This is a genomic window from Pseudomonas sp. LBUM1676, from assembly GCF_059695605.1.
Genome location: NZ_CP166777.1, coordinates 5,782,116 through 5,806,933, shown reverse-complemented (window position 1 = coordinate 5,806,933; position 24,818 = coordinate 5,782,116). Strand labels below are relative to the sequence as shown.

General features: G+C 60.0%; 23 protein-coding genes. 16 read left to right on the top strand and 7 right to left on the bottom strand.

Annotated features, from left to right (window positions below):
• The first annotated feature begins 249 nt into the window (after positions 1–249).
• From ACA041_RS26810 to ACA041_RS26770, 9 genes are all read left to right on the top strand, one after another.
• Positions 250–1,278 (top strand): amino acid ABC transporter substrate-binding protein, encoded by a 1,029-nt coding sequence (locus ACA041_RS26810; RefSeq protein ID WP_307338855.1) that lies wholly within the window; start codon positions 250–252, stop codon positions 1,276–1,278.
• A 65-nt stretch (positions 1,279–1,343) separates the two neighbouring features.
• Positions 1,344–2,525, top strand: a complete 1,182-nt coding sequence (locus tag ACA041_RS26805) for an amino acid ABC transporter permease (protein ID WP_497438577.1) — start codon at positions 1,344–1,346, stop codon at positions 2,523–2,525.
• 10 nt (positions 2,526–2,535) lie between these two features.
• Positions 2,536–3,633, top strand: a complete 1,098-nt coding sequence (locus tag ACA041_RS26800; protein WP_497438576.1) for an amino acid ABC transporter permease — start codon at positions 2,536–2,538, stop codon at positions 3,631–3,633.
• Positions 3,634–3,643: 10 nt separating this feature from the next.
• The gene (locus ACA041_RS26795; protein WP_038981658.1) at positions 3,644–4,408 is read left to right on the top strand and encodes an amino acid ABC transporter ATP-binding protein; all 765 of its coding nucleotides are present in this window, start codon (positions 3,644–3,646) and stop codon (positions 4,406–4,408) included.
• Between the two features lie 297 nt (positions 4,409–4,705).
• Entirely contained in the window at positions 4,706–5,365 is a 660-nt protein-coding gene (locus ACA041_RS26790) for a FadR/GntR family transcriptional regulator (RefSeq protein WP_497438575.1), read from the top strand.
• On the top strand, positions 5,355–6,659 hold the full coding sequence (locus ACA041_RS26785; RefSeq protein WP_497438574.1) for a CynX/NimT family MFS transporter: 1,305 nt from the start codon (positions 5,355–5,357) through the stop codon (positions 6,657–6,659). The genes ACA041_RS26790 and ACA041_RS26785 overlap by 11 nt, the downstream gene beginning before the upstream one ends.
• 100 nt (positions 6,660–6,759) lie before the next feature.
• The gene (locus ACA041_RS26780) at positions 6,760–7,230 is read left to right on the top strand and encodes a nuclear transport factor 2 family protein (protein ID WP_497438573.1); all 471 of its coding nucleotides are present in this window, start codon (positions 6,760–6,762) and stop codon (positions 7,228–7,230) included.
• Positions 7,231–7,270: 40 nt separating this feature from the next.
• Complete coding sequence (locus ACA041_RS26775) at positions 7,271–7,582, top strand: GIY-YIG nuclease family protein (RefSeq protein ID WP_497438572.1); 312 nt, start codon at positions 7,271–7,273, stop codon at positions 7,580–7,582.
• 88 nt (positions 7,583–7,670) lie between these two features.
• Positions 7,671–8,606 carry a glutathione S-transferase family protein gene (locus tag ACA041_RS26770; protein ID WP_497438571.1) on the top strand — a complete coding sequence of 312 codons (936 nt, stop codon included), beginning with the start codon at positions 7,671–7,673 and terminating at the stop codon, positions 8,604–8,606.
• A 33-nt stretch (positions 8,607–8,639) separates the two neighbouring features.
• Here ACA041_RS26770 and ACA041_RS26765 read toward each other — a convergent pair whose 3' ends face one another.
• The gene (locus tag ACA041_RS26765) at positions 8,640–8,990 is read right to left on the bottom strand and encodes a glutaredoxin family protein (RefSeq protein WP_497438570.1); all 351 of its coding nucleotides are present in this window, start codon (positions 8,988–8,990) and stop codon (positions 8,640–8,642) included.
• Positions 8,990–9,994: a nucleoid-associated protein YejK gene (gene yejK / locus ACA041_RS26760; protein WP_497438569.1), complete on the bottom strand. Its 1,005-nt coding sequence runs from the start codon at positions 9,992–9,994 to the stop codon at positions 8,990–8,992. Before yejK ends, ACA041_RS26765 begins: the two co-directional genes overlap by 1 nt.
• A gap of 394 nt (positions 9,995–10,388) precedes the next feature.
• On the opposite strand from yejK, the gene ACA041_RS26755 reads away from it, so the two are divergent.
• A complete protein-coding gene (locus ACA041_RS26755; RefSeq protein ID WP_007905514.1) occupies positions 10,389–10,670 on the top strand; it encodes an HU family DNA-binding protein in 282 nt (93 codons plus the stop codon).
• 203 nt (positions 10,671–10,873) lie between these two features.
• On the opposite strand, the gene rlmF is transcribed toward ACA041_RS26755, so the two are convergent.
• From rlmF to ACA041_RS26730, 5 genes are all read right to left on the bottom strand, one after another.
• Entirely contained in the window at positions 10,874–11,896 is a 1,023-nt protein-coding gene (gene rlmF / locus ACA041_RS26750; protein WP_497438568.1) for a 23S rRNA (adenine(1618)-N(6))-methyltransferase RlmF, read from the bottom strand.
• A gap of 139 nt (positions 11,897–12,035) precedes the next feature.
• The gene (locus tag ACA041_RS26745) at positions 12,036–14,882 is read right to left on the bottom strand and encodes a valine--tRNA ligase (RefSeq protein ID WP_497438567.1); all 2,847 of its coding nucleotides are present in this window, start codon (positions 14,880–14,882) and stop codon (positions 12,036–12,038) included.
• Between the two features lie 215 nt (positions 14,883–15,097).
• Positions 15,098–15,484, bottom strand: a complete 387-nt coding sequence (locus tag ACA041_RS26740) for a DNA polymerase III subunit chi (RefSeq protein ID WP_497438566.1) — start codon at positions 15,482–15,484, stop codon at positions 15,098–15,100.
• An 8-nt stretch (positions 15,485–15,492) separates the two neighbouring features.
• Positions 15,493–15,921: a DNA polymerase III subunit chi gene (locus tag ACA041_RS26735; RefSeq protein ID WP_339499905.1), complete on the bottom strand. Its 429-nt coding sequence runs from the start codon at positions 15,919–15,921 to the stop codon at positions 15,493–15,495.
• Positions 15,922–16,076: 155 nt separating this feature from the next.
• Positions 16,077–17,567 (bottom strand): leucyl aminopeptidase, encoded by a 1,491-nt coding sequence (locus ACA041_RS26730; protein ID WP_497438565.1) that lies wholly within the window; start codon positions 17,565–17,567, stop codon positions 16,077–16,079.
• A gap of 379 nt (positions 17,568–17,946) precedes the next feature.
• Here ACA041_RS26730 and lptF point away from each other — a divergent pair, with 379 nt between their 5' ends.
• The 6 genes from lptF to era all read left to right on the top strand — a co-directional run bounded on the left by lptF (position 17,947) and on the right by era (position 24,722).
• On the top strand, positions 17,947–19,068 hold the full coding sequence (gene lptF / locus ACA041_RS26725; protein WP_497438564.1) for an LPS export ABC transporter permease LptF: 1,122 nt from the start codon (positions 17,947–17,949) through the stop codon (positions 19,066–19,068).
• The gene (gene lptG / locus ACA041_RS26720) at positions 19,061–20,122 is read left to right on the top strand and encodes an LPS export ABC transporter permease LptG (protein ID WP_497438563.1); all 1,062 of its coding nucleotides are present in this window, start codon (positions 19,061–19,063) and stop codon (positions 20,120–20,122) included. Before lptF ends, lptG begins: the two co-directional genes overlap by 8 nt.
• 171 nt (positions 20,123–20,293) lie before the next feature.
• Positions 20,294–22,093: a translation elongation factor 4 gene (gene lepA, locus ACA041_RS26715; protein WP_162441056.1), complete on the top strand. Its 1,800-nt coding sequence runs from the start codon at positions 20,294–20,296 to the stop codon at positions 22,091–22,093.
• Between the two features lie 5 nt (positions 22,094–22,098).
• Complete coding sequence (lepB, locus tag ACA041_RS26710) at positions 22,099–22,953, top strand: signal peptidase I (protein WP_497438562.1); 855 nt, start codon at positions 22,099–22,101, stop codon at positions 22,951–22,953.
• A gap of 184 nt (positions 22,954–23,137) precedes the next feature.
• On the top strand, positions 23,138–23,827 hold the full coding sequence (rnc, locus tag ACA041_RS26705) for a ribonuclease III (RefSeq protein ID WP_010463056.1): 690 nt from the start codon (positions 23,138–23,140) through the stop codon (positions 23,825–23,827).
• Complete coding sequence (era, locus tag ACA041_RS26700) at positions 23,820–24,722, top strand: GTPase Era (RefSeq protein WP_497438561.1); 903 nt, start codon at positions 23,820–23,822, stop codon at positions 24,720–24,722. The genes rnc and era overlap by 8 nt, the downstream gene beginning before the upstream one ends.
• Positions 24,723–24,818: the final 96 nt, after the last annotated feature.

The window sequence follows — 24,818 nt, the reverse complement described above, 5'->3', positions numbered from 1 at the left end:
TAGAAAAAAATCCGGTGATGGATGTTCGCCAGTGGCCGCTACGGGCTTCGCGAACGTGAAAGGGCTACAGCCCGTTCGGCCGATTGGTGAGAAGTGAGTAATCCATGCTGTGGATTTTCTCCTACTAGACTCATGGCGCAGGTCCGACGTCGGTTGACCCCAAAAAAAGCCAACACGGGTCTACAACGCCTCACAAGGGTGCGACAGGACTTACGCTCCGACACAACAAGAGCAAAACTGGAGGTTTGAATGAAGATGTTGAAATCCACCCTGGCCGTCGTGACTGCAGCCGCAGTGCTTGGCGTCAGTGGGTTCGCTCAGGCGGGTGCAACCCTGGATGCAGTGCAGAAGAAAGGTTTCGTACAGTGCGGCGTCAGTGATGGCCTGCCGGGTTTCTCGGTTCCGGACTCCACTGGCAAGATCATCGGTATCGATGCTGACGTCTGCCGCGCTGTGGCCGCTGCCGTATTCGGCGACGCGACCAAGGTCAAATTCAGCCAGTTGAACGCCAAAGAGCGCTTCACCGCGCTGCAGTCCGGCGAAATCGACGTGCTGTCGCGTAACACCACCTGGACCAGCTCCCGCGATTCGGGCATGGGCCTGGTGTTTGCCGGCGTGACTTACTACGACGGCATCGGCTTCCTGGTGAACAACAAGCTCGGCGTGAAAAGCGCTAAAGAGCTCGACGGCGCCACCATCTGCATTCAAGCCGGTACCACCACCGAGCTCAACGTTTCCGACTACTTCCGCGGCAACGGTCTGAAATACACCCCGATCACCTTCGACACCTCCGATGAAAGCGCCAAGTCGCTGGAATCCGGTCGTTGCGACGTGCTGACCTCCGACAAATCCCAGCTCTACGCACAACGCAGCAAGCTGGGGACGCCGACCGACTACGTCGTTCTGCCGGAAACCATCTCCAAGGAGCCTCTGGGCCCGGTCGTGCGTAAAGGCGACGAAGAGTGGTTCAGCATTGTGAAGTGGACCCTGTTCGCCATGCTCAACGCTGAAGAAATGGGCATCACCCAGAAAAACGTCGAAGCTGAAGCCAAGGCCACCAAGAACCCGGACGTCGCTCGTCTGCTGGGCGCTGACGGTGAATACGGCAAAGACCTGAAAGTGAAAAAAGACTGGGTCGTGCAGATCGTCAAGCAAGTGGGCAACTACGGTGAAGTGTTCGAGAAAAACCTCGGCAAGAGCACGCCACTGGCCATCGACCGCGGGCTGAACGCCCTGTGGAACAACGGCGGCATTCAATACGCACCACCAGTGCGCTGATGGTTCTATCACCCGGTGGGCCAACCGCCGGGTGATGTTCTGTTCCATTCTTTGCGGGGCACTTCATGCAAAATTCAATCGGCGCACCAAAGCAGAGGCTCAGCCTCAGCGATCCAAAAGTGCGTGCGTGGCTATTTCAGATCATCACCATTGTCGCGGTGGTCTCGATAGGCTGGTATCTGTTCGACAATACGCAGACCAACCTTGAGCACCGGGGCATTACCTCCGGTTTCAGCTTTCTGGAGCGCAGTGCCGGGTTCGGCATCGCTCAACACCTGATCGACTACACCGAATCGGACAGCTATGCCCGGGTGTTTGTCATCGGCCTGCTCAATACGCTGCTGGTGACCTTCATCGGCGTGATCCTGGCGACGATCCTCGGGTTCATCGTCGGTGTGTCACGGCTGTCGAAAAACTGGATCATTGCCAAGCTGGCGACGGTGTATGTAGAGGTTTTCCGTAACATTCCGCCGCTGCTGCAGATCCTGTTCTGGTACTTCGCGGTGTTCCTGACCATGCCGGGACCGCGCAACAGCCATAACTTCGGCGACACTTTTTTCGTCAGCAGCCGCGGCCTGAATATGCCGGCCGCGTTAGCGGCGGACGGTTTCTGGCCATTTGTGGCCAGCATTGTCGTGGCCATTGTCGCCATCGTGCTGGTGAACCGTTGGGCCACCAAACGCTTCGAAGCGACCGGCGTCCCGTTCCACAAGTTCTGGGCCAGTCTGGCGCTGTTCCTGGTCATACCGGCGCTGTGCGCATTGATCTTCGGTGCGCCAGTGCATTGGGAAATGCCGCAGCTCAAGGGCTTCAACTTCGTCGGTGGCTGGGTGCTGATCCCGGAACTGCTGGCGCTGACCCTGGCCCTGACGGTGTACACCGCGGCGTTTATCGCCGAGATCGTGCGTTCGGGGATCAAGTCGGTCAGCCACGGCCAGACCGAAGCGGCGCACTCCTTGGGTCTGCGTAACGGTCCGACCCTGCGCAAGGTGATCATCCCGCAAGCCCTGCGCGTAATCATCCCGCCGCTGACCAGCCAATACCTGAACCTGGCGAAGAACTCCTCGCTGGCGGCCGGTATCGGTTATCCGGAGATGGTCTCGCTGTTTGCCGGCACGGTGCTGAACCAGACCGGGCAGGCGATCGAGGTAATTGCGATCACCATGAGCGTGTACCTGGCGATCAGTATCAGCATTTCCCTGCTGATGAACTGGTACAACAAGCGCATTGCGCTGATCGAGCGGTAAGGAAAAGCGCATGACGACTCATACTTTCAAACCTGACATGCCACCCCCGAACCGCAGCATCGGCGTCGTGGCGTGGATGCGCGCGAACATGTTCTCCAGCTGGCTCAACACCCTGCTGACCCTGTTCGCGTTCTACCTGATCTACCTGGTGGTTCCACCGATCCTGAGCTGGGCGATCCTCGATGCCAACTGGGTTGGCACCTCCCAGGCCGACTGCACCAAGGAAGGCGCCTGCTGGGTGTTCATCCAGCAGCGTTTCGGCCAGTTCATGTACGGCTATTACCCGCCGGAACTGCGCTGGCGCGTGGACCTGACCGTGTGGCTGGCGGTCATCGGCGTGGCACCGTTGTTCATCTCTCGCTTCCACCATAAAGCCGTGTATGGCCTGAGCTTTCTGGTGCTGTACCCGATCATTGCCTGGTGCCTGTTGCATGGCGGCGTTTTCGGCCTGACCCAGGTGGCGACCAGCCAATGGGGCGGCCTGATGCTGACCCTGGTGATCGCCACCGTCGGTATTGCCGGTGCGTTGCCACTGGGGATTGTCCTGGCGCTAGGTCGTCGTTCGAACATGCCGGCGATTCGTGTGGTCTGCGTGACCTTCATCGAATTCTGGCGCGGCGTGCCGTTGATCACGGTGCTGTTCATGTCTTCGGTGATGTTGCCGTTGTTCCTGCCTGAAGGCATGAACTTCGACAAACTGCTGCGGGCGCTGATCGGCGTGATCCTGTTCCAGTCGGCCTATGTGGCTGAAGTGATACGGGGCGGTCTGCAAGCGATTCCCAAAGGTCAGTACGAAGCGGCTGCAGCGATGGGTCTCGGTTACTGGCGCAGCATGGGCCTGGTGATTCTGCCACAAGCCCTGAAGATGGTGATCCCTGGCATCGTCAACACCTTCATTGCGCTGTTCAAGGACACGAGCCTGGTGATCATCATCGGCTTGTTCGACCTGCTCAACAGCGTCAAACAAGCCGCCGCCGACCCGAAATGGCTGGGCATGGCCACCGAAGGCTATGTGTTTGCGGCCCTGGTGTTCTGGATTTTCTGTTTTGGTATGTCCCGCTACTCCATGCATTTGGAACGTAAGCTGGACACTGGCCACAAGCGTTAGGAGTTTTCTGATGAGCGAAGCGATCAAACAGCCTGTGAGCCCTGAAGGCATTATTCAGATGCAGGGCGTGAACAAGTGGTACGGCCAGTTCCACGTGTTGAAAGACATCAACCTGAACGTCAAGCAGGGCGAGCGTATCGTCCTGTGCGGCCCGTCGGGTTCCGGCAAATCCACCACCATCCGTTGCCTCAACCGCCTGGAAGAACACCAGCAGGGCCGTATCGTGGTCGATGGCGTGGAGCTGACCAACGACCTCAAGCAGATCGAATCGGTACGCCGTGAAGTCGGCATGGTGTTCCAGCACTTCAACCTGTTCCCGCACCTGACCATCCTGCAGAACTGCACACTGGCGCCGATGTGGGTGCGCAAGATGCCCAAGCGCAAGGCCGAGGAAATCGCCATGCATTATCTGGAGCGCGTACGCATTCCGGAGCAGGCGCATAAATACCCGGGACAACTGTCCGGTGGTCAGCAACAGCGTGTGGCGATTGCCCGTGCCCTGTGCATGAAACCGAAAATCATGCTTTTCGACGAACCAACCTCGGCACTCGATCCGGAAATGGTCAAAGAGGTGCTCGACACCATGATCGGCCTGGCCGAAGACGGCATGACCATGCTCTGCGTAACCCACGAAATGGGCTTCGCCCGCACCGTGGCGAACCGGGTGATCTTTATGGACAAGGGCGAAATCGTCGAACAGGCTGCGCCAAACGACTTCTTCGATAACCCGCAGAATGAGCGGACCAAGCTGTTCCTGAGCCAGATCCTGCATTGATCGAAGCTTGGCGATGAAATAAACCCGGACCGCGTTCCGGGTTTATTTTTGCCTGCGATTCAACAACCAGTGACGAAGGCGAGGGCTTGCCAGCAATCCCCTGTGGGAGCGAGCCTGCTCGAGAAAGCTGTGGGGCAGTCACATTAATGTCGAATGTGATGACCCCTTCGCGAGCAGGCTCGCTCCCACAAGTGTTGTGTTGTGTTGTGTTGTGCTTGCCAGCGGGTTGCCCTCTCGGAGAAAGCTGACTAACATGTCAGAAAATTCATCCTATGATTGGATGAAAGGGCGAACTCCATGTCAGACATTGCTCCATTGATTAAACGCTCCCTGGTCGATCAAGCCCTGGAACAGCTGCGCCTGCGCATTACCCAAGGCGTCTGGACCATTGGCCAACGCCTGCCCACCGAACCGGAGCTATCCGCAGAACTGGGCATCAGCCGCAACACCGTGCGCGAAGCCATGCGCGTGCTGGCGTTTTCCGGTCTGATCGAGATCCGCCAGGGTGACGGCAGCTACCTGCGGGCGGTGGTCGACCCGCTGGACACCATGAAGGCGTTGTCCCGCTGCTCCCATGAACAAGCCCGGGAGACCCGGCACATCCTTGAAGTCGAGGCGATCGGCCTGGCGGCGTTGCGTCGCACCGATGAAGACCTGGTGGCACTGCGCGAGGCGTTGGGCGTCAGTGGCAGTCACTACCATGGTGATCTCGACACCTACATCGCCTGTGACATGGTGTTCCACCGGCGTCTGGTGGACGCCGCGCACAATCCGACCCTCAGCGAGTTGTATCGCTATTTCTCCAGCATCGTCGGCGCGCATTTGCGCCAGACCTTGAACATCAGCCCTCGACGCCAGGAAGTGTTCGACCTGCATATCGAACTGCTCGATGCCGTCGCGCAACGCGACCCGGAACGGGCCAAAGCCTTGTCGAGGCAGCTGATCAATGAACCTTGAAACCGGGAATACCATGTCCAGCAATAGCCACATCACCCCAGCCAAGCGCTCGGCGGAACTCGAACAACTGCTGATCGACGCCGAGGCCGATGACGAAACGGTCCAGCAAGGTCACCCGATCCTGCGCCGTCCGTGGCTGTTGTTGCTGGGCCTGATTCTGGTGGCGCTGAACCTGCGTCCGGCGCTGTCGAGCATGGCGCCGATGCTCAGCGAGATATCCAAGACCCTTGGGTTATCCGCGGCACAGGCCGGTTTGCTGACCACGTTACCGGTGCTTTGCCTGGGTCTGTTTGCGCCGCTGGCACCGATTCTGGCGCGACGCTTTGGTGCCGAACGCGTGGTGTTGGGCATTCTGCTGACGTTGGCCGGCGGGATTATCCTGCGCAGTTCGTTCGGCCAGATCGGCCTGTTTGCCGGCAGCGTGATGGCCGGCGCCAGCATCGGCGTCATCGGCGTATTGCTGCCGGGCATCGTCAAACGTGACTTCGCCAAACACGCCGGCACCATGACCGGGGTATACACCATGGCCTTGTGTCTGGGCGCCGCGATGGCGGCGGGCGCGACCGTGCCCCTGAGCGAGCATTTCGACCACAGCTGGGCGCTGGGTCTCGGCTTCTGGGTGATTCCGGCCGTGGTGGCGGCGATCTTCTGGTTGCCGCAAATTGGCCAGAAGCACGGTGCACACCACGTTGCCTATCGAGTTCGCGGTTTGTTGCGCGATCGCCTGGCCTGGCAAGTGACCTTGTACATGGGCCTGCAATCGTCGCTGGCGTACATCGTATTCGGCTGGTTGCCGTCGATCCTGATCGGTCGCGGACTGACGCCGACACAGGCGGGTCTCGTGCTGTCGGGCTCGGTGATCATCCAGCTGGCCAGCTCGTTGGCGGCGCCGTGGCTGGCCACCCGTGGCAAGGATCAGCGACTGGCGATCGTGGTCGTCATGGCGCTGGTCCTCGGTGGTCTGTTCGGGTGCCTCTATGCACCGATCGAAGGCCTTTGGGGCTGGGCGATCTTATTGGGTCTGGGGCAGGGCGGCGCGTTCAGCCTGGCATTGACCCTGATCGTGCTGCGCTCGCGGGATGCACATGTGGCGGCGAACCTGTCGAGCATGGCCCAGGGCTTCGGTTACACGCTGGCGTCCATGGGGCCATTCGCCGTCGGCATCGTGCACGATTGGACCGGAGGATGGTCGGCCGTGGGCTGGATCTTCGGCGTGATCGGCCTCGGCGCAATCGTTGCCGGCCTCGGCGCGGGGCGTTCGCTATACGTTGAGGTGGTCAGCGAAAAGGTCTGACGACTGCACACCATCGGTATTCGGCCCACGAATGCCGATAGTGCTCCGCCCATTTGCAGACTATCGTGCAGGCAATCTTTCGAGCGTTCGGAGCCTGCCCATGAGTGACGCCCACACTGCATTGATCACCCGGTTCTACCAAGCCTTCCAGCGCCTGGATGCCGAGGCCATGAGCGCCTGCTACACCGACGATGTGGTGTTCAGTGATCCGGCGTTCGGCGAGCTGCGCGGCCGTGATGCCGGTGACATGTGGCGCATGCTCACCACTCGGGCCAGGGATTTCTCCCTGACATTCGACAACGTGCGCAGCGATGACCGCACCGGCGGCGCGCACTGGGTGGCAACGTACCTGTTCAGCCAGACCGGCAACACCGTGGTTAACGACATCCAGGCCCGCTTCGTTTTTCGCGACGGCAGGATTTGCGAGCATCACGATAGTTTCGATATGTGGGCCTGGTCCCGACAGGCGCTGGGTTTCAAGGGGTTGCTGCTGGGCTGGACACCCGCGGTGAGAAACGCCGTTCGCGCCCAGGCATTGAAGGGCCTGAAGGCATTCCAGGCCAGTCGCTGATAAGATCGCGGCTTGTTTCCTTTCAAGCCTTGATCGTTACGTGACCACCCTCAGCAAACATCCCGTCGACGCCGAAATACCGGTGAGCAAACCCTGGTTCGTCTACCTCGTGCGCGCGGCCAACGGTTCGCTTTACTGCGGGATCAGCGACGACCCCGTCCGCCGCTTCGCCGCCCACCAGAGTGGCAAGGGCGCGCGGTTTTTTCTGTCCAGCCCTGCCGTGGCATTGGTCTACACAGAAGTCTGCCGCGACAGAAGCGAAGCCTTGCGCCAGGAACGGCTGATCAAAAAACTCAGGAAAAGCGCCAAGGAATGCCTGGTCGCGAGTGCGGCTGCGGGCTTATCAATCTGACTGATAAGTTCCCATCAGGCAGATCGGTGGGCTGCGGCCGGATTGCGCGCTAAGCTGCGAACTCCTTACCCGTGCGGCGGAGCCGAGCATGTCAGAGTTGATTCTTCATCATTACCCGACGTCCCTTTTTGCCGAAAAGGCCCGCTTGCTGTTGGGCTTCAAAGGGCTGTCCTGGCGCTCGGTGAAGATTTCGCCGGTGATGCCAAAACCCGATCTGACGGCGTTGACCGGCGGCTATCGCAAGACGCCGGTGTTGCAGGTCGGCGCTGATATTTATTGCGATACGGCACTGATCGCCCGTCGTCTGGAACAGGAAAAAGCCTTGCCGGCGTTCTTTCCTGAAGGTCAGGAAATGATCGCCGCGACGTTCGCCGCCTGGGCGGACTCGGTGGTGTTCCAGCATGCGGTGAGCCTGGTGTTTCAGCCGGAATCGATGGCCGTACGCTTTGGCACTATGCCGCCGGAAGCGATCAAGGCGTTCATCGCCGATCGCGCCGCGCTGTTCAGCGGTGGCAGCGCCACGCGCTTGTCGGCCGAGCAGGCCCGGCATCAATGGCCGACGCTGATGGCGCGCCTGGAACAGCAGCTGCAGCGCGAGCAGGGCGACTTCCTGTTGGGTGAGCCGTCGATTGCCGACTTTGCCCTGGCTCATCCGTTGTGGTTCCTCAAGGCGACGCCGGTGACTTCACCGTTGGTCGACGCTTATCCGGCGGTTTCGGCATGGTTGGGGCGGGTGATGGGCTTCGGTCATGGCGCTTTCAGCGAGATGACGTCCGAGGCGGCGCTGGAAGTCGCGCGCAATGCCACCCCGGCGGCGTTGCCGGATGAGCAGTTCGACGAGCCGAATGGGTTCGAGGCTGGCCAGCAGGTAGTGATTGCCGCAACGGATTATGGCGTTGACCCGGTGGCGGGGGAGTTGCTGTTTGCGGGCAGTGAAGAATTGATTCTGCGTCGTGAGGACGAGCGGGGCGGGGTAGTACATGTGCACTTTCCGCGCTATGGATTCCGTATCGAGACGCGCTGATGAACCAATGTGGGAGCGGGCTTGCTCCCACATTTATTTCAGCGCGGCGAGGATGGCGTCCGGGTCATACCCGCGAATCAGCGTCCCGTTCACATCGATGATCGGAATCCCGCCGCCTCCCAGCGCCTCGTAGGCCTTGCGCGCCTCGGCGTCCTTTTCGATATCGAATTCATTGTAGGCAATGCCTTTCTGGTCGAGAAAGCGCCGGGTCAGTTTGCAGTAGCCACACCATTCGGTGGCATAGAGCACGACCCTGGCGTTGGCCAAGGTCTGCTCGGACACCCTCTGCGAGGGGTTGAACACCCGTTCGATCTTGCCCCAGTTCTGGTACACCACAACCACCAGCAGGATCAGCAGGCATTTCTTCAGGACCCCGGCCAGCATCAATTGCGTCGCTTGAGCTGGTCGGTGAGTTGGGTCGGCAGGCCTTTGATGATCAGTGTCCCGGCTTCTTCGTCGTATTCGATCTTCGAGCCCAGCAGGTGCGCTTCGAAGCTGATCGACAGGCCTTCGGCGCGACCGGTGAAGCGGCGGAACTGGTTCAGGGTGCGTTTGTCCGCCGGGATCTCCGGCGACAGACCGTAATCCTTGTTGCGAATGTGGTCGTAAAAAGCCTTCGGGCGTTCTTCGTCGATCAGCTCCGAGAGCTCTTCCAGGCCCATGGGCTCACCCATTTTGGCTTGGCTGCTGGCGTAGTCGACCAGGGTCTTGGTCTTCTCGCGGGCAGACTCTTCCGGCAGGTCTTCGCTTTCGACGAAGTCGCTGAAAGCCTTGAGCAAGGTGCGGGTTTCGCCCGGACCGTCGACGCCTTCCTGGCAGCCGATGAAATCGCGAAAATACTCCGATACCTTTTTCCCGTTCTTGCCTTTGATGAACGAAATGTACTGCCTGGACTGCTTGTTGTTCTGCCATTCGGAGACGTTGATTCGCGCCGCCAGGTGCAATTGGCCCAGGTCCAGGTGCCGGGACGGGGTGACGTCCAGTTGTTCGGTCACTGCAACGCCCTCACTGTGGTGCAGCAGGGCGATCGCCAGGTAATCGGTCATGCCCTGCTGATAGTGCGCAAACAGCACGTGGCCGCCCACAGAGAGGTTCGACTCTTCCATCAACTTCTGCAGGTGCTCCACCGCGACCCGGCTGAATGCGGTGAAATCCTTGCCGCCATCGAGGTATTCCTTCAGCCAGCCGCTGAACGGATGCGCCCCGGACTCGGCATGGAAGAAACCCCAGGCCTTGCCTTGTTTGGCGTTGTAGCTCTCGTTGAGGTCGGCCAGCATGTTCTCGATGGCGCTCGACTCGGCCAGTTCAGAGTCGCGAGCATGGAGAACTGCAGGTGTGCCGTCGGGTTTTTTGTCGATCAGGTGGACGATGCAATGGCGGATCGGCATGGGCTTCTCGGCTGATTGAAGAGAGGAGGGCGTGCTCCCCGAAAAAGCGCCCAGTGTACCGCAACCACTGGTTTTGGCGCGGCACCAAGGGCAATTCGCAGCCGTGCGACGGCGCTTATGCAGTTTTTTGCAGTTTTAGTGCAATAAAGCTGACCAATCGGGTAGCTAGAGGCGGATATTTCCCCGTCTCTGTGCTAGTTTTGCCCGGTCTTGCGCGAAGTCACTGCGTTAAGCGTGCATTCAGCATTTGTCAGGTCGAACCAAACCCTGATTTCGGTATCTATAACCCCGATCCCGTGGTTATTGGCCGAGGGTGCCAGATCCAGAAGATCGGGCTCGATGGCTGACACTGCACTCTGCAATCCATATGAATTTGATAGGGAAGGAACACTACATGGCTCTTACTAAAGACCAACTGATCGCCGACATCGCTGAAGCTATCGACGCGCCAAAAACCACCGCGCGTAACGCTCTGGACCAACTGGGCCAAATCGTTGCCGATCAGCTGGAAAACGGCGGCGAAATCACCCTGCCAGGTATCGGCAAGCTGAAAGTGACTGAGCGTCCTGCCCGCACTGGCCGTAACCCTTCGACTGGCGCTGCCATCGAAATCGCTGCCAAGAAAGTTATCAAGCTGGTTGTGGCCAAAGGCCTGACCGACGCTGTTAACAAGTAAGACGCATTAGAAAAAACCGTGCTCCGGAGCGATCCGGGCACGGTTTTTTTGTGTCTGCGATTTACCACAAGCACCACTGGACCATTGTGGGAGCGAGCCTGCTCGCGAATGGGCCGTGACATTCAGCATCAATGTTGAATGTCAGACCGCTTTCGCCGGCAAGCCGGTCTCGCTCCCACACTTGATCTATGACGGTCAATTAATCAGCTTTTGCGCGCCCAGCGCTCACGCCAGGTCTGCTGCTCGGATTTGGTCTGGAAGGTCCAGGCAACAAAGCGGCTTTGCTTTTGGCCCTGGGACATTTCCACCACCTGGCTTTCCAGCACGCCAGCCTTTTTCAGCGCGGTCTGGATCGCCGGCAGGTTGGAAGCTTTCGAGACCAAGGTGCTGAACCACAGCACTTTGTGTTGAAAATGCGCGCTCTCGGCGATCAATTGCGTCACAAACCGGGCTTCGCCACCTTCACACCACAGTTCTGCCGATTGCCCGCCAAAGTTCAGCACCGGCAGTTTGCGTTTCGGGTCGGCGCGGCCCAGCGCGCGCCATTTACGCTCGCTGCCCTTGGTGGCTTCGTCCATCGACGCGTGGAACGGCGGGTTGCACATGGTCAGGTCAAAGCGTTCGCCGGGTTCGAGCAGGCCCAGCAGAATGTGCTTGGGATTACTTTGCAGGCGCAACTGGATGGCTTTGTTCAGTCCGTTGGATTGCACAATGGCCTTGGCGGCAGCCACGGCCGTCGGGTCGATTTCCGAGCCGAGGAAGTGCCAGCGGTAATCGCTGTAGCCAATCAGCGGATAGACGCAGTTGGCGCCCATGCCGATATCGAGCACCTTGACCGGTGCCCCGCGAGGGATTTCGCCATCGTTGACGCTGGCCAGCAGGTCGGCCAGGAAGTGCACATAGTCGGCGCGCCCCGGAACCGGTGGGCAGAGGTAATCGGCCGGGATGTCCCAATGGGCGATGCCATAGAACGACTTGAGCAGTGCCCGGTTGAACACCCGCACCGCATCCGGGCTGGCGAAGTCGATGCTTTCCTTGCCGTACGGGTTGATGATCACGAACTTTGCCAGTTCCGGCGTAGTTTTGATCAGCGCCGGGAAGTCGTAGCGACCCTGATGGCGGTTGCGCGGATGCAGGCTGGCCTTCTCGCGGGGTTCCACGGCTTTGGCCGGGGTGGCGGAGTCAGGCTTCTTGCGCGCGGGGCGGGGAGTGCGGGGGGCGTTCATGGGTGTGGTCGATTCGGGTATGGCTAAAAGTGGCGGGTATTGTCCCACATTCAGCCGTTGTGAACGCAATTGTGGAAAAGGGGGCGGGCACAAAAAAGGGAGGCCATTTCGGGCCTCCCTTTTTCAGTGCAATCAGCCGTTACAGACTGGCTATCCGCGCATGCTGCTCCGCCAACTTGCCCAAAGCCTGTTCGGCCTCAGCCAGTTTGGCGCGTTCCTTGTCGATCACTTCGGCCGGGGCCTTGTCGACGAAGCCAGCGTTGGACAGCTTGCCACCCACACGCTGGACTTCGCCCTGCAGACGCAGGATTTCCTTGTCCAGACGCGCCAGCTCGGCGTTCTTGTCGATCAGGCCGGCCATTGGCACCAGCACTTCCATCTCGCCCACCAGCGCGGTGGCGGACAGCGGTGCTTCTTCGCCGGCAGCCAGTACTGTGATCGACTCGAGGCGAGCCAGCTTCTTCAACAGCGCTTCGTTCTCGGTGAGGCGACGCTGATCTTCGGCACTGACGTTTTTCAGGAACAGGTTCAGCGGTTTGCCTGGACCGATGTTCATTTCGCCACGGATGTTACGCGTGCCCAGCATCAGGCCCTTGAGCCATTCGATGTCGTCTTCGGCGGCCGGATCGATGCGCTCTTCATTGGCCACTGGCCAAGGCTGCAGCATGATCGTCTTGCCTTCGATGCCGGCCAGCGGCGCAACGCGCTGCCAGATTTCTTCGGTGATGAATGGCATGAACGGGTGCGCCAGGCGCAGTGCGACTTCCAGCACTCGAACCAGCGTGCGACGCGTACCGCGCTGACGCTCTACCGGTGCGTTTTCGTCCCACAGCACAGGCTTGGACAGTTCCAGGTACCAGTCGCAATATTGGTTCCAGATGAACTCGTACAAGGCTTGTGCGGCCAGGTCGAAACGGAACTGGTCGAGCTGACGGGTCACTTCGGCTTCGGTTCGCTGCAGCTGCGAGATGATCCAGCGATCCGCCAGGGACAGCTCGTAAGCCTCGCCGTTCTGGCCGCAGTCTTCGCCCTTGTCCAGAACATAGCGCGCGGCGTTCCAGATCTTGTTGCAGAAGTTGCGATAGCCTTCGACGCGGCCCATGTCGAACTTGATGTCGCGACCGGTGGAGGCCAGCGAGCAGAAGGTGAAGCGCAGGGCGTCGGTGCCGTAGCTGGCGATGCCGTCGGCGAACTCGTCGCGGGTCTGCTTCTCGATCTTCTTCGCCAGTTTCGGCTGCATCATGCCCGATGTGCGTTTCTGCACCAGCTCTTCAAGCTCGATGCCGTCGATGATGTCCAGTGGATCAAGGACGTTGCCCTTGGACTTGGACATCTTCTGGCCCTGGCCATCACGCACCAGGCCGTGCACGTAAACGGTCTTGAACGGTACCTGCGGCGTGCCGTCTTCGTTCTTCACCAAGTGCATGGTGAGCATGATCATCCGGGCGACCCAGAAGAAAATGATGTCGAAGCCAGTCACCAGTACGTCGGTGGAGTGGAATTTCTTCAGGAATTCGGTCTGCTCAGGCCAGCCGAGGGTGGAGAAGGTCCACAGCCCCGAACTGAACCAGGTGTCGAGCACGTCGTTGTCCTGTTGCAGCGCAACGTCCGGGCCGAGGTTGTGCTTGACACGCACTTCGGCTTCGTCGCGACCGACGTAGACTTTGCCCGACTCGTCGTACCAGGCCGGAATCCGGTGGCCCCACCACAGCTGACGGCTGATGCACCAATCCTGGATGTCGCGCATCCACGAGAAATACATGTTTTCGTATTGCTTGGGCACGAACTGAATGCGGCCGTCTTCAACCGCAGCGATGGCCGGCTCGGCCAATGGCTTGGTGGAGACGTACCACTGGTCGGTCAGCCACGGCTCGATGATGGTGCCGGAGCGATCGCCTTTGGGTACCTTCAGGCCGTGGTCGTCAACGCTGACCAGCAGGCCGGCAGCCTCGAAGGCCGCGACGATTTGCTTGCGCGCTTCGAAGCGGTCGAGACCGGCGTACTCGGCCGGGATCTTGCCGTCGATGCTTTCATTCAGCGTGCCGTCGAGGTTGAACACCTGACCGGCCGGCAATACGGCGGCGTTCTTGTCGAAAATGTTCAGCAGCGGCAGGTTGTGGCGCTTGCCGACTTCATAGTCGTTGAAATCGTGGGCCGGGGTGATTTTCACGCAGCCGGTACCGAATTCGGGGTCGCAATAATCGTCGGCGATGATCGGGATGCGGCGGCCGACCAGCGGCAGCTCGACAAATTTGCCGATCAGGGCTTTGTAGCGTTCATCGTTCGGGTTAACGGCGACGGCGGCGTCGCCGAGCATGGTTTCCGGACGAGTGGTCGCGACGATCAGGTAATCGTTGCCTTCAGCGGTCCTGGCGCCGTCGGCCAGCGGGTATTTCAGGTTCCACAGGAAACCTTTCTCGTCGTGGTTTTCCACTTCGAGGTCGGAAATTGCCGTGTGCAGCTTGGTGTCCCAGTTGACCAGGCGCTTGCCGCGGTAGATCAAGCCGTCTTCATGCAGGCGCACGAACGCTTCTTTAACCGCTTCCGAGAGGCCGTCGTCCATGGTGAAGCGCTCGCGGCTCCAGTCTACGGACGAGCCGAGACGGCGGATCTGGCGGCTGATGTTGCCGCCGGACTGATCCTTCCACTCCCAGACTTTCTCGAGAAATTTGTCGCGGCCCAGGTCGTGACGATTCTGGCCCTGGGCTTCGAGTTGACGTTCCACCAGCATTTGCGTGGCGATACCGGCGTGGTCGGTACCCGGCTGCCACAGGGTGTTACGACCCTGCATGCGGCGGAAACGGATCAGGGCGTCCATGATCGCGTTGTTGAAACCGTGCCCCATGTGCAGGCTGCCGGTGACGTTCGGCGGCGGGATCATGATGGTGTAGGACTCGCCCGCGCCTTGCGGGGCGAAGTAATTCTCTGACTCCCAGGTGTTGTACCAGGAAGTTTCAATGGCGTGCGGCTGGTAGGTCTTATCCATGCGCGGCGGGACCCTATTGGCATTTATTCAGGAAAAGCCGGCAAGTATAGCGGGGCATGGGGCGTAGGGCGAGCAGGTGCAGACAGGGCGCGTGATCAATTACAGCGCAGATCAAATGTGGGAGCGAGCCTGCTCGCGATGCAGGCGCCGCGGTCTATCAGGAAGCCGAGGTGATGCTATCGCGAGCAGGCTCGCTCCCACAGGGGATTGGTGTTTTATTCGTACTGGCTGAGCAACCGATCCATCCGCGCGGTGAGCCGGCGTTTGATTTCGGTTTCGATGTGCGGGGCGAAGTCGTCGATCACGTCTTGCATGATCAGCATGGCGGCGGCGCGCAGTTCGCCGTCCAGGTGCAGCAGGGCATCGGGGCCTTTATCGGCAGCGGGTGAAGGCTGGGCGGCAGGGGCGGGCGGCGTTGGTTCGGCGGTAGGCTGGGAAGCGCCGACCGTGTCGAACAACATCGGAATCTGTTCCTGATCATCGTCCTCGACCGTGTCGGTCAGCAACGGTGGTTGCAGGTTGTCATCGCCGAGCAGTTGGCGGATCGACTCGAGGTCGTCCAGCAGGTGCGCGGACTGTTGTTGCGGTTTTGGAGTGTCCATCGGAATGCTCAGAGTCGCTGTAGACGGTGATCTTGCAGAGGATAGCCCTGTTCGCGGTAGAAGCGGAAACTCTCCCGCGCGGCCTGACGAATCGTCGGATCTTCAACCACCACTTCCGCCACACGGGCGAATTGCCCGGCGAAGGTCGGGACTTTCAGGTCGAGGTTGACCAGCAGATCCTGGTGCGGACCGCAGTCATCGCCCAGGCCCAGCACGATCACACCCTCGGGCTCGCTTTCGGCGGGACCGTGCGGCACGAAGCTTTCGCCCTTGAAAGCCCACAGGCGCGCATCGAGATCGTCACGCTGGGCGGCATCGCTGCAATGCAGGTAGATGCGGTGGCCCATGCGCCAGGCTTTCTCGGTGAGCTTGCAGGCGAAATCCAGCCGCGCCGAAGGATCGGCGCTGGGCAGGATATAGAAGTCGACTTTGGTCATTGCGGTTCCTGAGCCCGAGTCGGCCAAAGAGCTGACCCGGGAATTGTAGGAGCGAGCTTGCTCGCGAAAAACTCAAAGACGGCGCGGTTATTCTGGTTTCCCGCGTCATCGTTAACCACCTTCGCGAGCAAGCTCGCTCCCACAGGGGTACAGGGTTAGGCTTTGGCGCGGTCCAGCAGGTACTGGGTCAGCAATGGGACCGGACGGCCCGTGGCGCCCTTGTCCTTGCCGCCGCTGGTCCAGGCCGTGCCGGCGATGTCAAGGTGCGCCCAGTTCAGGTTCTTGGTGAAGCGCGACAGGAAGCAGGCCGCGGTGATGGCGCCGGCTTTCGGGCCGCCAATGTTGGCGATGTCAGCGAACGGGCTGTCCAGCTGTTCCTGGTACTCATCGAACAGCGGCAGTTGCCAGGCGCGGTCGTCGGCGGCTCGGCCGGCGCTCAGCAGTTGGTCGACCAGTTCGTCGTTGTTGCCCAGCAGGCCCGAGGTATGGGAGCCGAGTGCAACGACGCAAGCGCCGGTCAGGGTGGCGATGTCGATCACTGCTTGCGGCTTGAAGCGCTCGGAGTAGGTCAGGGCGTCGCACAGCACCAGGCGGCCTTCGGCGTCGGTGTTGAGGATTTCCACGGTCTGGCCGCTCATGGTGGTGACGATATCGCCAGGGCGCGAAGCGTTGCCGCTCGGCATGTTCTCGGCGCAGGCCAGGATGCACACCAGGTTGATCGGCAGCTTCAGTTCGAGCACGGCACGCAGGGTGCCGAACACGCTGGCGGCGCCGCCCATGTCGTACTTCATTTCATCCATGCCGGCGCCTGGTTTCAGGCTGATGCCGCCGGTGTCAAAGGTGATGCCTTTGCCGACCAGTGCATAGGGTTTTTCGGATTTCTTGCCGCCGTTGTACTGCATGACGATCAGGCGCGGTGGTTGGGCGCTGCCTTGGCCAACGGCATAGAACGAGCCCATGCCCAGGTCCTTGATCTTCTTCTCGTCGAGGACTTCGACTTTCAGGCTCTTGAATTCCTTGCCCAGGCTCTTCGCTTGTTCACCGAGGAAGGTCGGGTGGCAGATGTTCGGCGGCAGGTTGCCCAGGTTACGGGTAAACGCCATGCCATTGGCGATGGCGGTGGCATGGGCCACGGCGCGCTCGACTTCGGCCTGTGCTGCCTTGATGGTCAGCAGGGTGACTTTCTTCAGGGTACGGGGCTCGGCTTTTTGGCTCTTGAACTGATCGAAAGTGTATTCGCCGTCCACCAGGGTTTCAGCCAGCAGGCGGGTCTTGCCATAGCTGTCGCGGCCTTTGACCGCGACTTCGTCCAGGGCCAGCACGGCATCGTTGCCGCCCAGGCCTTTAAGGGTATTGAGGACGCCGGCGATGATTTTGCGGAACGGACGGTCGCCCAGCTCTTCGTCCTTGCCTACACCCACCAGCAGCACGCGCTCGGCTTTGAGGTTCGGCAGGTTGTGCAGCAACAGGCTCTGACCGACTTTGCCGGCCAGGTCGCCGCGCTTGAGCACCGCGCTGATGGCGCCACCGCTCAGTTCATCGAGTTGGCGGGCGGTGGCACCGAGCTCGCGGCCTTCGCCGACGGCGACCACCAGCGTGGCGGTTTTCAACGTTTCTGGGCTAACGCTTTTTACAACCAGTTCCATGTCCGGGTCCCTGAATTAATGGTCAACAACGCAAGCGTATGAACTTGCTTATAAATAGAAAGACGCAAGACGCGGTCTGCGACAAAGGCCGCAGTTTGAACCTCGCTACGGGCGCCTGACAACCCTCGGTCGTACGATTGGCAGGAGCGAGCTTGCTCGCGAAAAACCTGAGGCCGCCACGGGGTGTCAGGTTACCCGCGTTATCGTTGACGACCATCGCGAGCGAGCTCGCTCCTACACACCCCCCGCACCATTGCGCAGTGACAGGCGCACCCAATCACAGGATAATGCGCCAACTTTTTCGGCGGCTCTGCCCTGCGGGCTGTCTGATACGTTTGCTTGTTTGGCCGCATAGCCTGACAACCCTGGAGTGTCTGGTTTGATTGTCTTTCGTTACCTATCCCGAGAAGTCCTGTTGACCTTGAGCGCCGTCAGTGCGGTGCTACTGGTCATCATCATGAGTGGACGCTTCATCAAATACCTTGCCCAGGCGGCTGCTGGCCTGCTGGATCCAGGCTCGCTGTTTCTGATCATGGGTTTTCGCCTGCCGGGTTTTCTGCAGCTGATTCTGCCGTTGGGCCTGTTCCTCGGGATTCTGCTGGCCTACGGTCGTTTGTACCTCGAAAGCGAAATGACCGTGCTGTCGGCCACCGGCATGAGCCAGCAGCGGCTGTTGGCAATGACGTTGTTTCCGGCCACCCTGGTGGCCTTGGTGGTGGCGTGGCTCAGCCTGAGCCTGGCGCCGCAGGGGGCCAATCAGTTCCAGTTGCTGCTGAACAAGCAGGATGCCCTGACCGAGTTCGATACCCTTGAACCTGGCCGGTTCCAGGCGCTGCGTGACGGCACGCGGGTGACCTACACCGAAACGCTGTCGGATGACCGGGTCAACCTCGGCGGCGTATTCATTTCGCAGAAGAACGTCTCGTCGGACGACAAGAAGGATCGCGGGATTTCCGTGCTGGTGGCCGAGAAGGGGCGTCAGGAAATCCGCGCCGACGGTAACCGCTACCTGATTCTCGACAACGGCTATCGCTATGACGGTAATCCGGGTCAGGCCGACTACCGGGCGATCAAGTACGACGAGTACGGCGTGTTGCTGCCCAAACCGGACGTCAGCGACGAAGTCACCGACCGTGACGCGATGACCACCCGCTCCCTGCTGGGCAGTGACGACATCCGCTCCCGCACCGAATTGCAATGGCGTCTGTCCTTGCCGTTGCTGGTGTTCATCGTAACCCTGATGGCCGTGCCGCTGTCACGGGTCAACCCGCGCCAGGGCCGTTTCCTCAAGCTGTTGCCGGCGATTCTTCTTTATATGGCTTACCTGACGATCCTGATTGCCGCTCGCGGCGCCCTGGAAAAGGGCAAGATCCCGCCGGCGCTGGGGTTGTGGTGGGTGCACGGGATCTTCCTGGCCATCGGCCTGGGCCTGCTCTACTGGGAGCCATTGCGCTTGAAGATGGCGAGTCGCCGCAGCGCGCTGGAGGTGGCCCGTGGTTAAGCTCGATCGCTACATCGGTAGCAGTGTGTTCATGGCGATTCTGGCCGTGCTGGGGATTATTCTCGGTCTGGCGACGCTGTTTGCCTTCATCGACGAGATGGGGGATGTCAGCGATACCTATACCCTGGCAGACGTGTTGAGTTATGTGCTGCTGACCGCGCCACGCCGTCTTTACGACATGTTGCCGATGGCGGCGCTGATCGGCTGCCTGATCGGCCTCGGCAGTCTGGCCAGCCACAGCGAGCTGACCATCATGCGCGCGGCGGGTGTGTCGGTCGGACGCATCGTCTGGGCGGTCATGAAGCCGATGCTGGTGCTGATGGTGGTCGGTGTGTTGATTGGTGAGTACGTGGCGCCGGCAACCGAGAGCACCGCCCAGGCCAATCGTTCGCTGGCCCAGGGCAGTGGCGACGCGCAAAGCGCCAAGCACGGCTTGTGGCACCGCCAGGGTGACGAGTTCATCCACGTCAACTCGGTGCAGCCCAACGGTCTGCTGTATGGCGTGACCCGTTATCGTTTCGATGATCAGCGCCACATGCTGTCTTCGAGCTTCGCCAAGCGCGCGGAGTTCGACAAGGATCACTGGCAGTTGAGCGACGTCACTACCACGGTTTTCCATGAGAAAAGCACCGAAGTGGTGACGGCCCCGGTCGAGCGCTGGAACGTGGCGCTGAGCCCGCAATTGCTCAGTACCGTGGTGATGTCTCCCGATTCGCTGTCGATCACCGGTCTGTGGGGGTACATCCACTACCTGGCAGACCAGGGGCTGAACAATGGCCGCTATTGGCTGGCATTTTGGGTCAAGGTGTTGCAGCCGTTGGTCACCGCTGCCCTGGTGCTGATGGCGATTTCCTTCATCTTCGGTCCGCTGCGTTCGGTAACCCTCGGTCAGCGGGTGTTCACCGGTGTGCTGGTGGGCTTTACCTTCCGGATCGTCCAGGATCTGCTGGGTCCTTCGAGCCTGGTATTCGGTTTTCCGCCGCTGTTTGCGGTGCTGCTGCCGGCCAGTATCTGCGCCCTGGCCGGACTCTGGTTGCTGCGCCGGGCCGGTTGATCGCGGGTATTTCCCGTTCCAATCGCCCACAAAAAACGCCCCTGCCGTAAGGCCGGGGCGTTTTTGTACATGCCGTCTGACCTGCGAACGTGACGCTTGCGCCGTGGATCAGGTACAATTCCCGGCTATTTTTCGGCGGGCTATGCCTGCAGCCTTTTTGAGTGTTGATCCGTGAGTGATTTGAGTCATATCCGCAATTTCTCCATCATCGCCCACATTGACCATGGCAAGTCGACGCTGGCCGATCGCTTCATCCAGATGTGCGGCGGCCTTGCCGAGCGCGAAATGGAAGCCCAGGTACTGGACTCCATGGACCTGGAGCGTGAACGCGGGATCACCATCAAGGCCCACAGCGTCACCCTTTATTACACCGCTCGCGATGGCATCAAGTACCAGCTGAACTTCATTGACACCCCGGGCCACGTCGACTTCACCTATGAAGTCAGCCGGTCGCTGGCGGCCTGTGAAGGTGCGCTGCTGGTGGTCGATGCCGGTCAGGGCGTTGAAGCGCAGTCGGTTGCCAACTGCTACACGGCGATCGAACAGGGCCTGGAAGTCATGCCGGTCCTGAACAAGATCGACCTGCCGCAGGCCGATCCGGACCGCGTCAAGGAAGAAATCGAGAAGATCATCGGCATCGATGCGACAGACGCGGTCGAGTGCAGTGCCAAGACTGGCCTGGGCGTCGACGAAGTGCTCGAACGTCTGGTCCACACCATTCCTGCGCCGACCGGCAACTACGAAGATCCGCTGCAAGCGTTGATCATCGACTCCTGGTTCGACAACTACCTGGGCGTCGTTTCCCTGGTACGCGTGCGTCACGGTCGGGTGAAGAAGGGCGACAAGATCCTGGTCAAGTCCACCGGCAAGATCCACCTGGTGGACAGCGTCGGTGTCTTCAACCCGAAACACACCGCCACCGTTGACCTGAAGGCCGGCGAAGTGGGCTTCATCATTGCGGGCATCAAGGACATTCACGGTGCACCGGTCGGTGACACCCTGACCCTGAGCTCCACGCCAGACGTTGATGTGCTGCCAGGCTTCAAACGCATTCAGCCGCAGGTCTACGCCGGCCTGTTCCCGGTCAGCTCCGACGACTTCGAAGATTTCCGTGAAGCCCTGCAAAAGCTCACGCTCAACGACTCGTCCCTGCAGTACACCCCGGAAAGTTCCGACGCCCTGGGCTTCGGCTTCCGTTGCGGTTTCCTCGGCATGCTGCACATGGAAATCATCCAGGAGCGCCTGGAGCGCGAGTACGACCTGGACCTGATCACCACGGCGCCGACGGTAATCTTCGAGCTGTTGCTGAAAACCGGTGAAACGATTTACGTCGACAACCCGTCGAAGCTCCCAGACCTGTCCTCGATCGAAGACATGCGTGAACCGATCGTGCGGGCCAACATTCTTGTGCCGCAAGAACACCTGGGCAACGTCATTACCCTGTGCATCGAAAAGCGTGGCGTGCAGCACGACATGCTGTTCCTCGGTACCCAGGTCCAGGTGACTTACGATTTGCCGATGAACGAAGTGGTCCTGGACTTCTTCGACCGTCTGAAGTCGACCAGCCGTGGCTATGCTTCGCTGGATTACCATTTCGATCGTTATCAATCGGCTAATCTGGTGAAACTGGATGTGCTGATCAATGGTGACAAGGTCGACGCCTTGGCGCTGATCGTGCACAAGGATAACGCGCACTACAAAGGTCGCCAGTTGACCGAGAAGATGAAAGAACTGATCCCTCGGCAGATGTTCGACGTCGCGATCCAGGCCGCCATTGGCGGGCAGATCATTGCGCGGACCTCCGTCAAGGCGCTCAGAAAGAACGTATTGGCCAAATGCTACGGCGGTGACGTTAGCCGTAAGCGCAAGCTGTTGGAAAAGCAGAAGGCCGGTAAAAAACGCATGAAGCAAGTCGGCAACGTGGAAATTCCACAAGAAGCCTTCCTTGCAGTGCTCAGGTTGGATAGTTAGGTCCTATGTCACTAAATTTCCCGCTGTTGCTGGTCATCGCCGTGTTCGTCTGCGGCCTGTTGGCGTTGCTCGATCTGCTGTTCCTGGCGCCGCGTCGGCGTGCGGCCATTGCTTCCTATCAGGGCAGCGTCAGCCAGCCTGACGGGATGGTGGTCGAGAAGCTGAACAAGGAGCCGCTGCTGGTCGAATATGGCAAGTCGTTCTTCCCGGTGTTGTTCATCGTGCTGGTGCTGCGTTCGTTCCTGGTGGAACCGTTCCAGATTCCTTCCGGCTCGATGAAACCGACCCTGGACGTTGGCGATTTCATTCTGGTGAACAAGTTTTCCTACGGGATCCGCCTGCCGGTGATCGACAGGAAAATCATCGGAGTCGGTGATCCGCAACGTGGCGATGTGATGGTCTTCCGTTACCCGAGCGATCCGAACGTCAACTACATCAAGCGTGTAGTGGGCCTGCCGGGTGACCAGATTCGCTATACCGCCGACAAGCGTCTGTTCGTCAACGGCGAGTCGATTGCCGAGCAACTGGTCGGTTCCGAACCGGGCACCCTGGGCAGTGCCGAGCTCTACAAGGAAAAACTCGGCGTCGCCGAGCACCTGATCCGCAAGGAAATGAGCCGCTACCGTGCTGCACCGGACCATTCGTGGACCGTGCCCGCCGGGCACTATTTCATGATGGGCGACAACCGCGACAACTCGAACGACAGTCGCTACTGGGATGATCCGAGCATTCCCAAGGATCTGCTGGGGATGGTTCCCGACAAGAATATCGTCGGCAAGGCCTTCGCAGTCTGGATGAGCTGGCCGGAACCCAAACTCAGTCACCTGCCGAATTTCTCGCGGGTTGGCTTGATCAAGTAATCACACACGGCGCTGTTGAACACAGCGCCGAATGCATTTCTGGAACCGTCACAATCGGCGCCGGACGCATGAAAACAATGATATTCAGGACGTAATTTTTGAACACAGCGTTAATTGTCCCAAGCCTGCGCCGCATCACGGCGATGGCGGTGGAATCCAGCCACGAACTCAGCGTGGGTAAACCGTGAGCGTTTCCTTAAGCCGTCTCGAGCGTCAGCTCGGTTACACCTTCAAGGACCAGGAGCTGATGGTCCTGGCCCTGACGCACCGCAGCTTTGCCGGGCGCAACAACGAACGCCTGGAATTCCTCGGTGATGCCATCCTCAACTTCGTCGCCGGCGAGGCGCTGTTCGATCGCTTCCCGCTGGCCCGCGAAGGCCAGTTGTCGCGTTTGCGCGCCCGCCTGGTGAAAGGTGAGACCCTGGCCGTACTGGCCCGCGGTTTCGATCTGGGCGAATACCTGCGCCTGGGTTCCGGCGAATTGAAAAGCGGCGGCTTCCGTCGCGAATCGATTCTGGCCGATGCCCTGGAAGCACTGATTGGCGCGATCTACCTGGACGCCGGCATGGACATGGCGCGCGAGCGCGTGCTGGCCTGGCTGGCCGGAGAGTTCGAAGGCCTGACGCTGGTCGACACCAACAAAGATCCCAAGACCCGCCTGCAGGAATTCCTGCAGTCCCGTGGTTGTGAGCTGCCGCGTTACGAAGTGGTGGATATCCAGGGTGAGCCGCATTGCCGGACGTTCTTCGTCGAATGTGAAATCACCTTACTGAATGAAAAAAGCCGAGGTCAGGGTGTGAGTCGTCGTATTGCCGAACAGGTAGCGGCCGCCGCAGCACTGATTGCCCTGGGTGTGGAGAATGGCAATGACTGATTCAACCGCAACACGCTGTGGCTATGTTGCCATCGTCGGCCGTCCGAACGTGGGCAAGTCCACGTTGCTGAACCACATCCTCGGTCAGAAGCTGGCGATTACCTCGCGCAAGCCTCAGACCACCCGTCACAACATGCTGGGCATCAAGACCGAAGGCGCCGTCCAGGCGATCTACGTCGACACCCCCGGCATGCATAAAGGTGGCGAGAAGGCGCTGAATCGCTACATGAACAAGACCGCTTCGGCGGCGTTGAAAGACGTCGACGTGGTGATCTTCGTGGTTGACCGCACCAAGTGGACCGATGAAGACCAGATGGTCCTCGAGCGCGTCCAGTATGTCACCGGCCCGCTGATCGTCGCGTTGAACAAGACCGATCGCATCGAAGACAAGTCCGAGCTGATGCCGCACCTGAGCTGGTTGCAGGAACAGCTGCCGAACGCGCAGATCATGCCGATCTCGGCCCAGCACGGGCACAACCTCGACACGCTGGAGCGGGTGATCGCCGAGCACCTGCCGGAAAACGATCACTTCTTCCCCGAAGACCAGATCACCGACCGCAGCAGCCGCTTCCTCGCCGCCGAACTGGTGCGCGAAAAAATCATGCGTCAGCTGGGCGCCGAGCTGCCGTACCAGATCACTGTGGAAATCGAAGAGTTCAAGCAGCAGGGCAAAACCCTGCATATCCATGCCTTGATCCTCGTCGAGCGGGACGGCCAGAAGAAAATCATCATTGGCGACAAGGGTGAGCGGATCAAGCGCATCGGCACCGAGGCGCGCAAGGACATGGAGCTGCTGTTCGACTCCAAGATCATGCTTAACCTGTGGGTCAAGGTTAAGGGTGGCTGGTCCGACGACGAACGCGCCCTGCGTTCGCTGGGTTACGGCGACTTGTAATACCGGATCCAGATACACCGAAGAACCCCTGTGGGAGCGAGCCTGCTCGCGATGAGGACCTGAAATTCAACATCACTGTTGACTGGCAGACCGCAA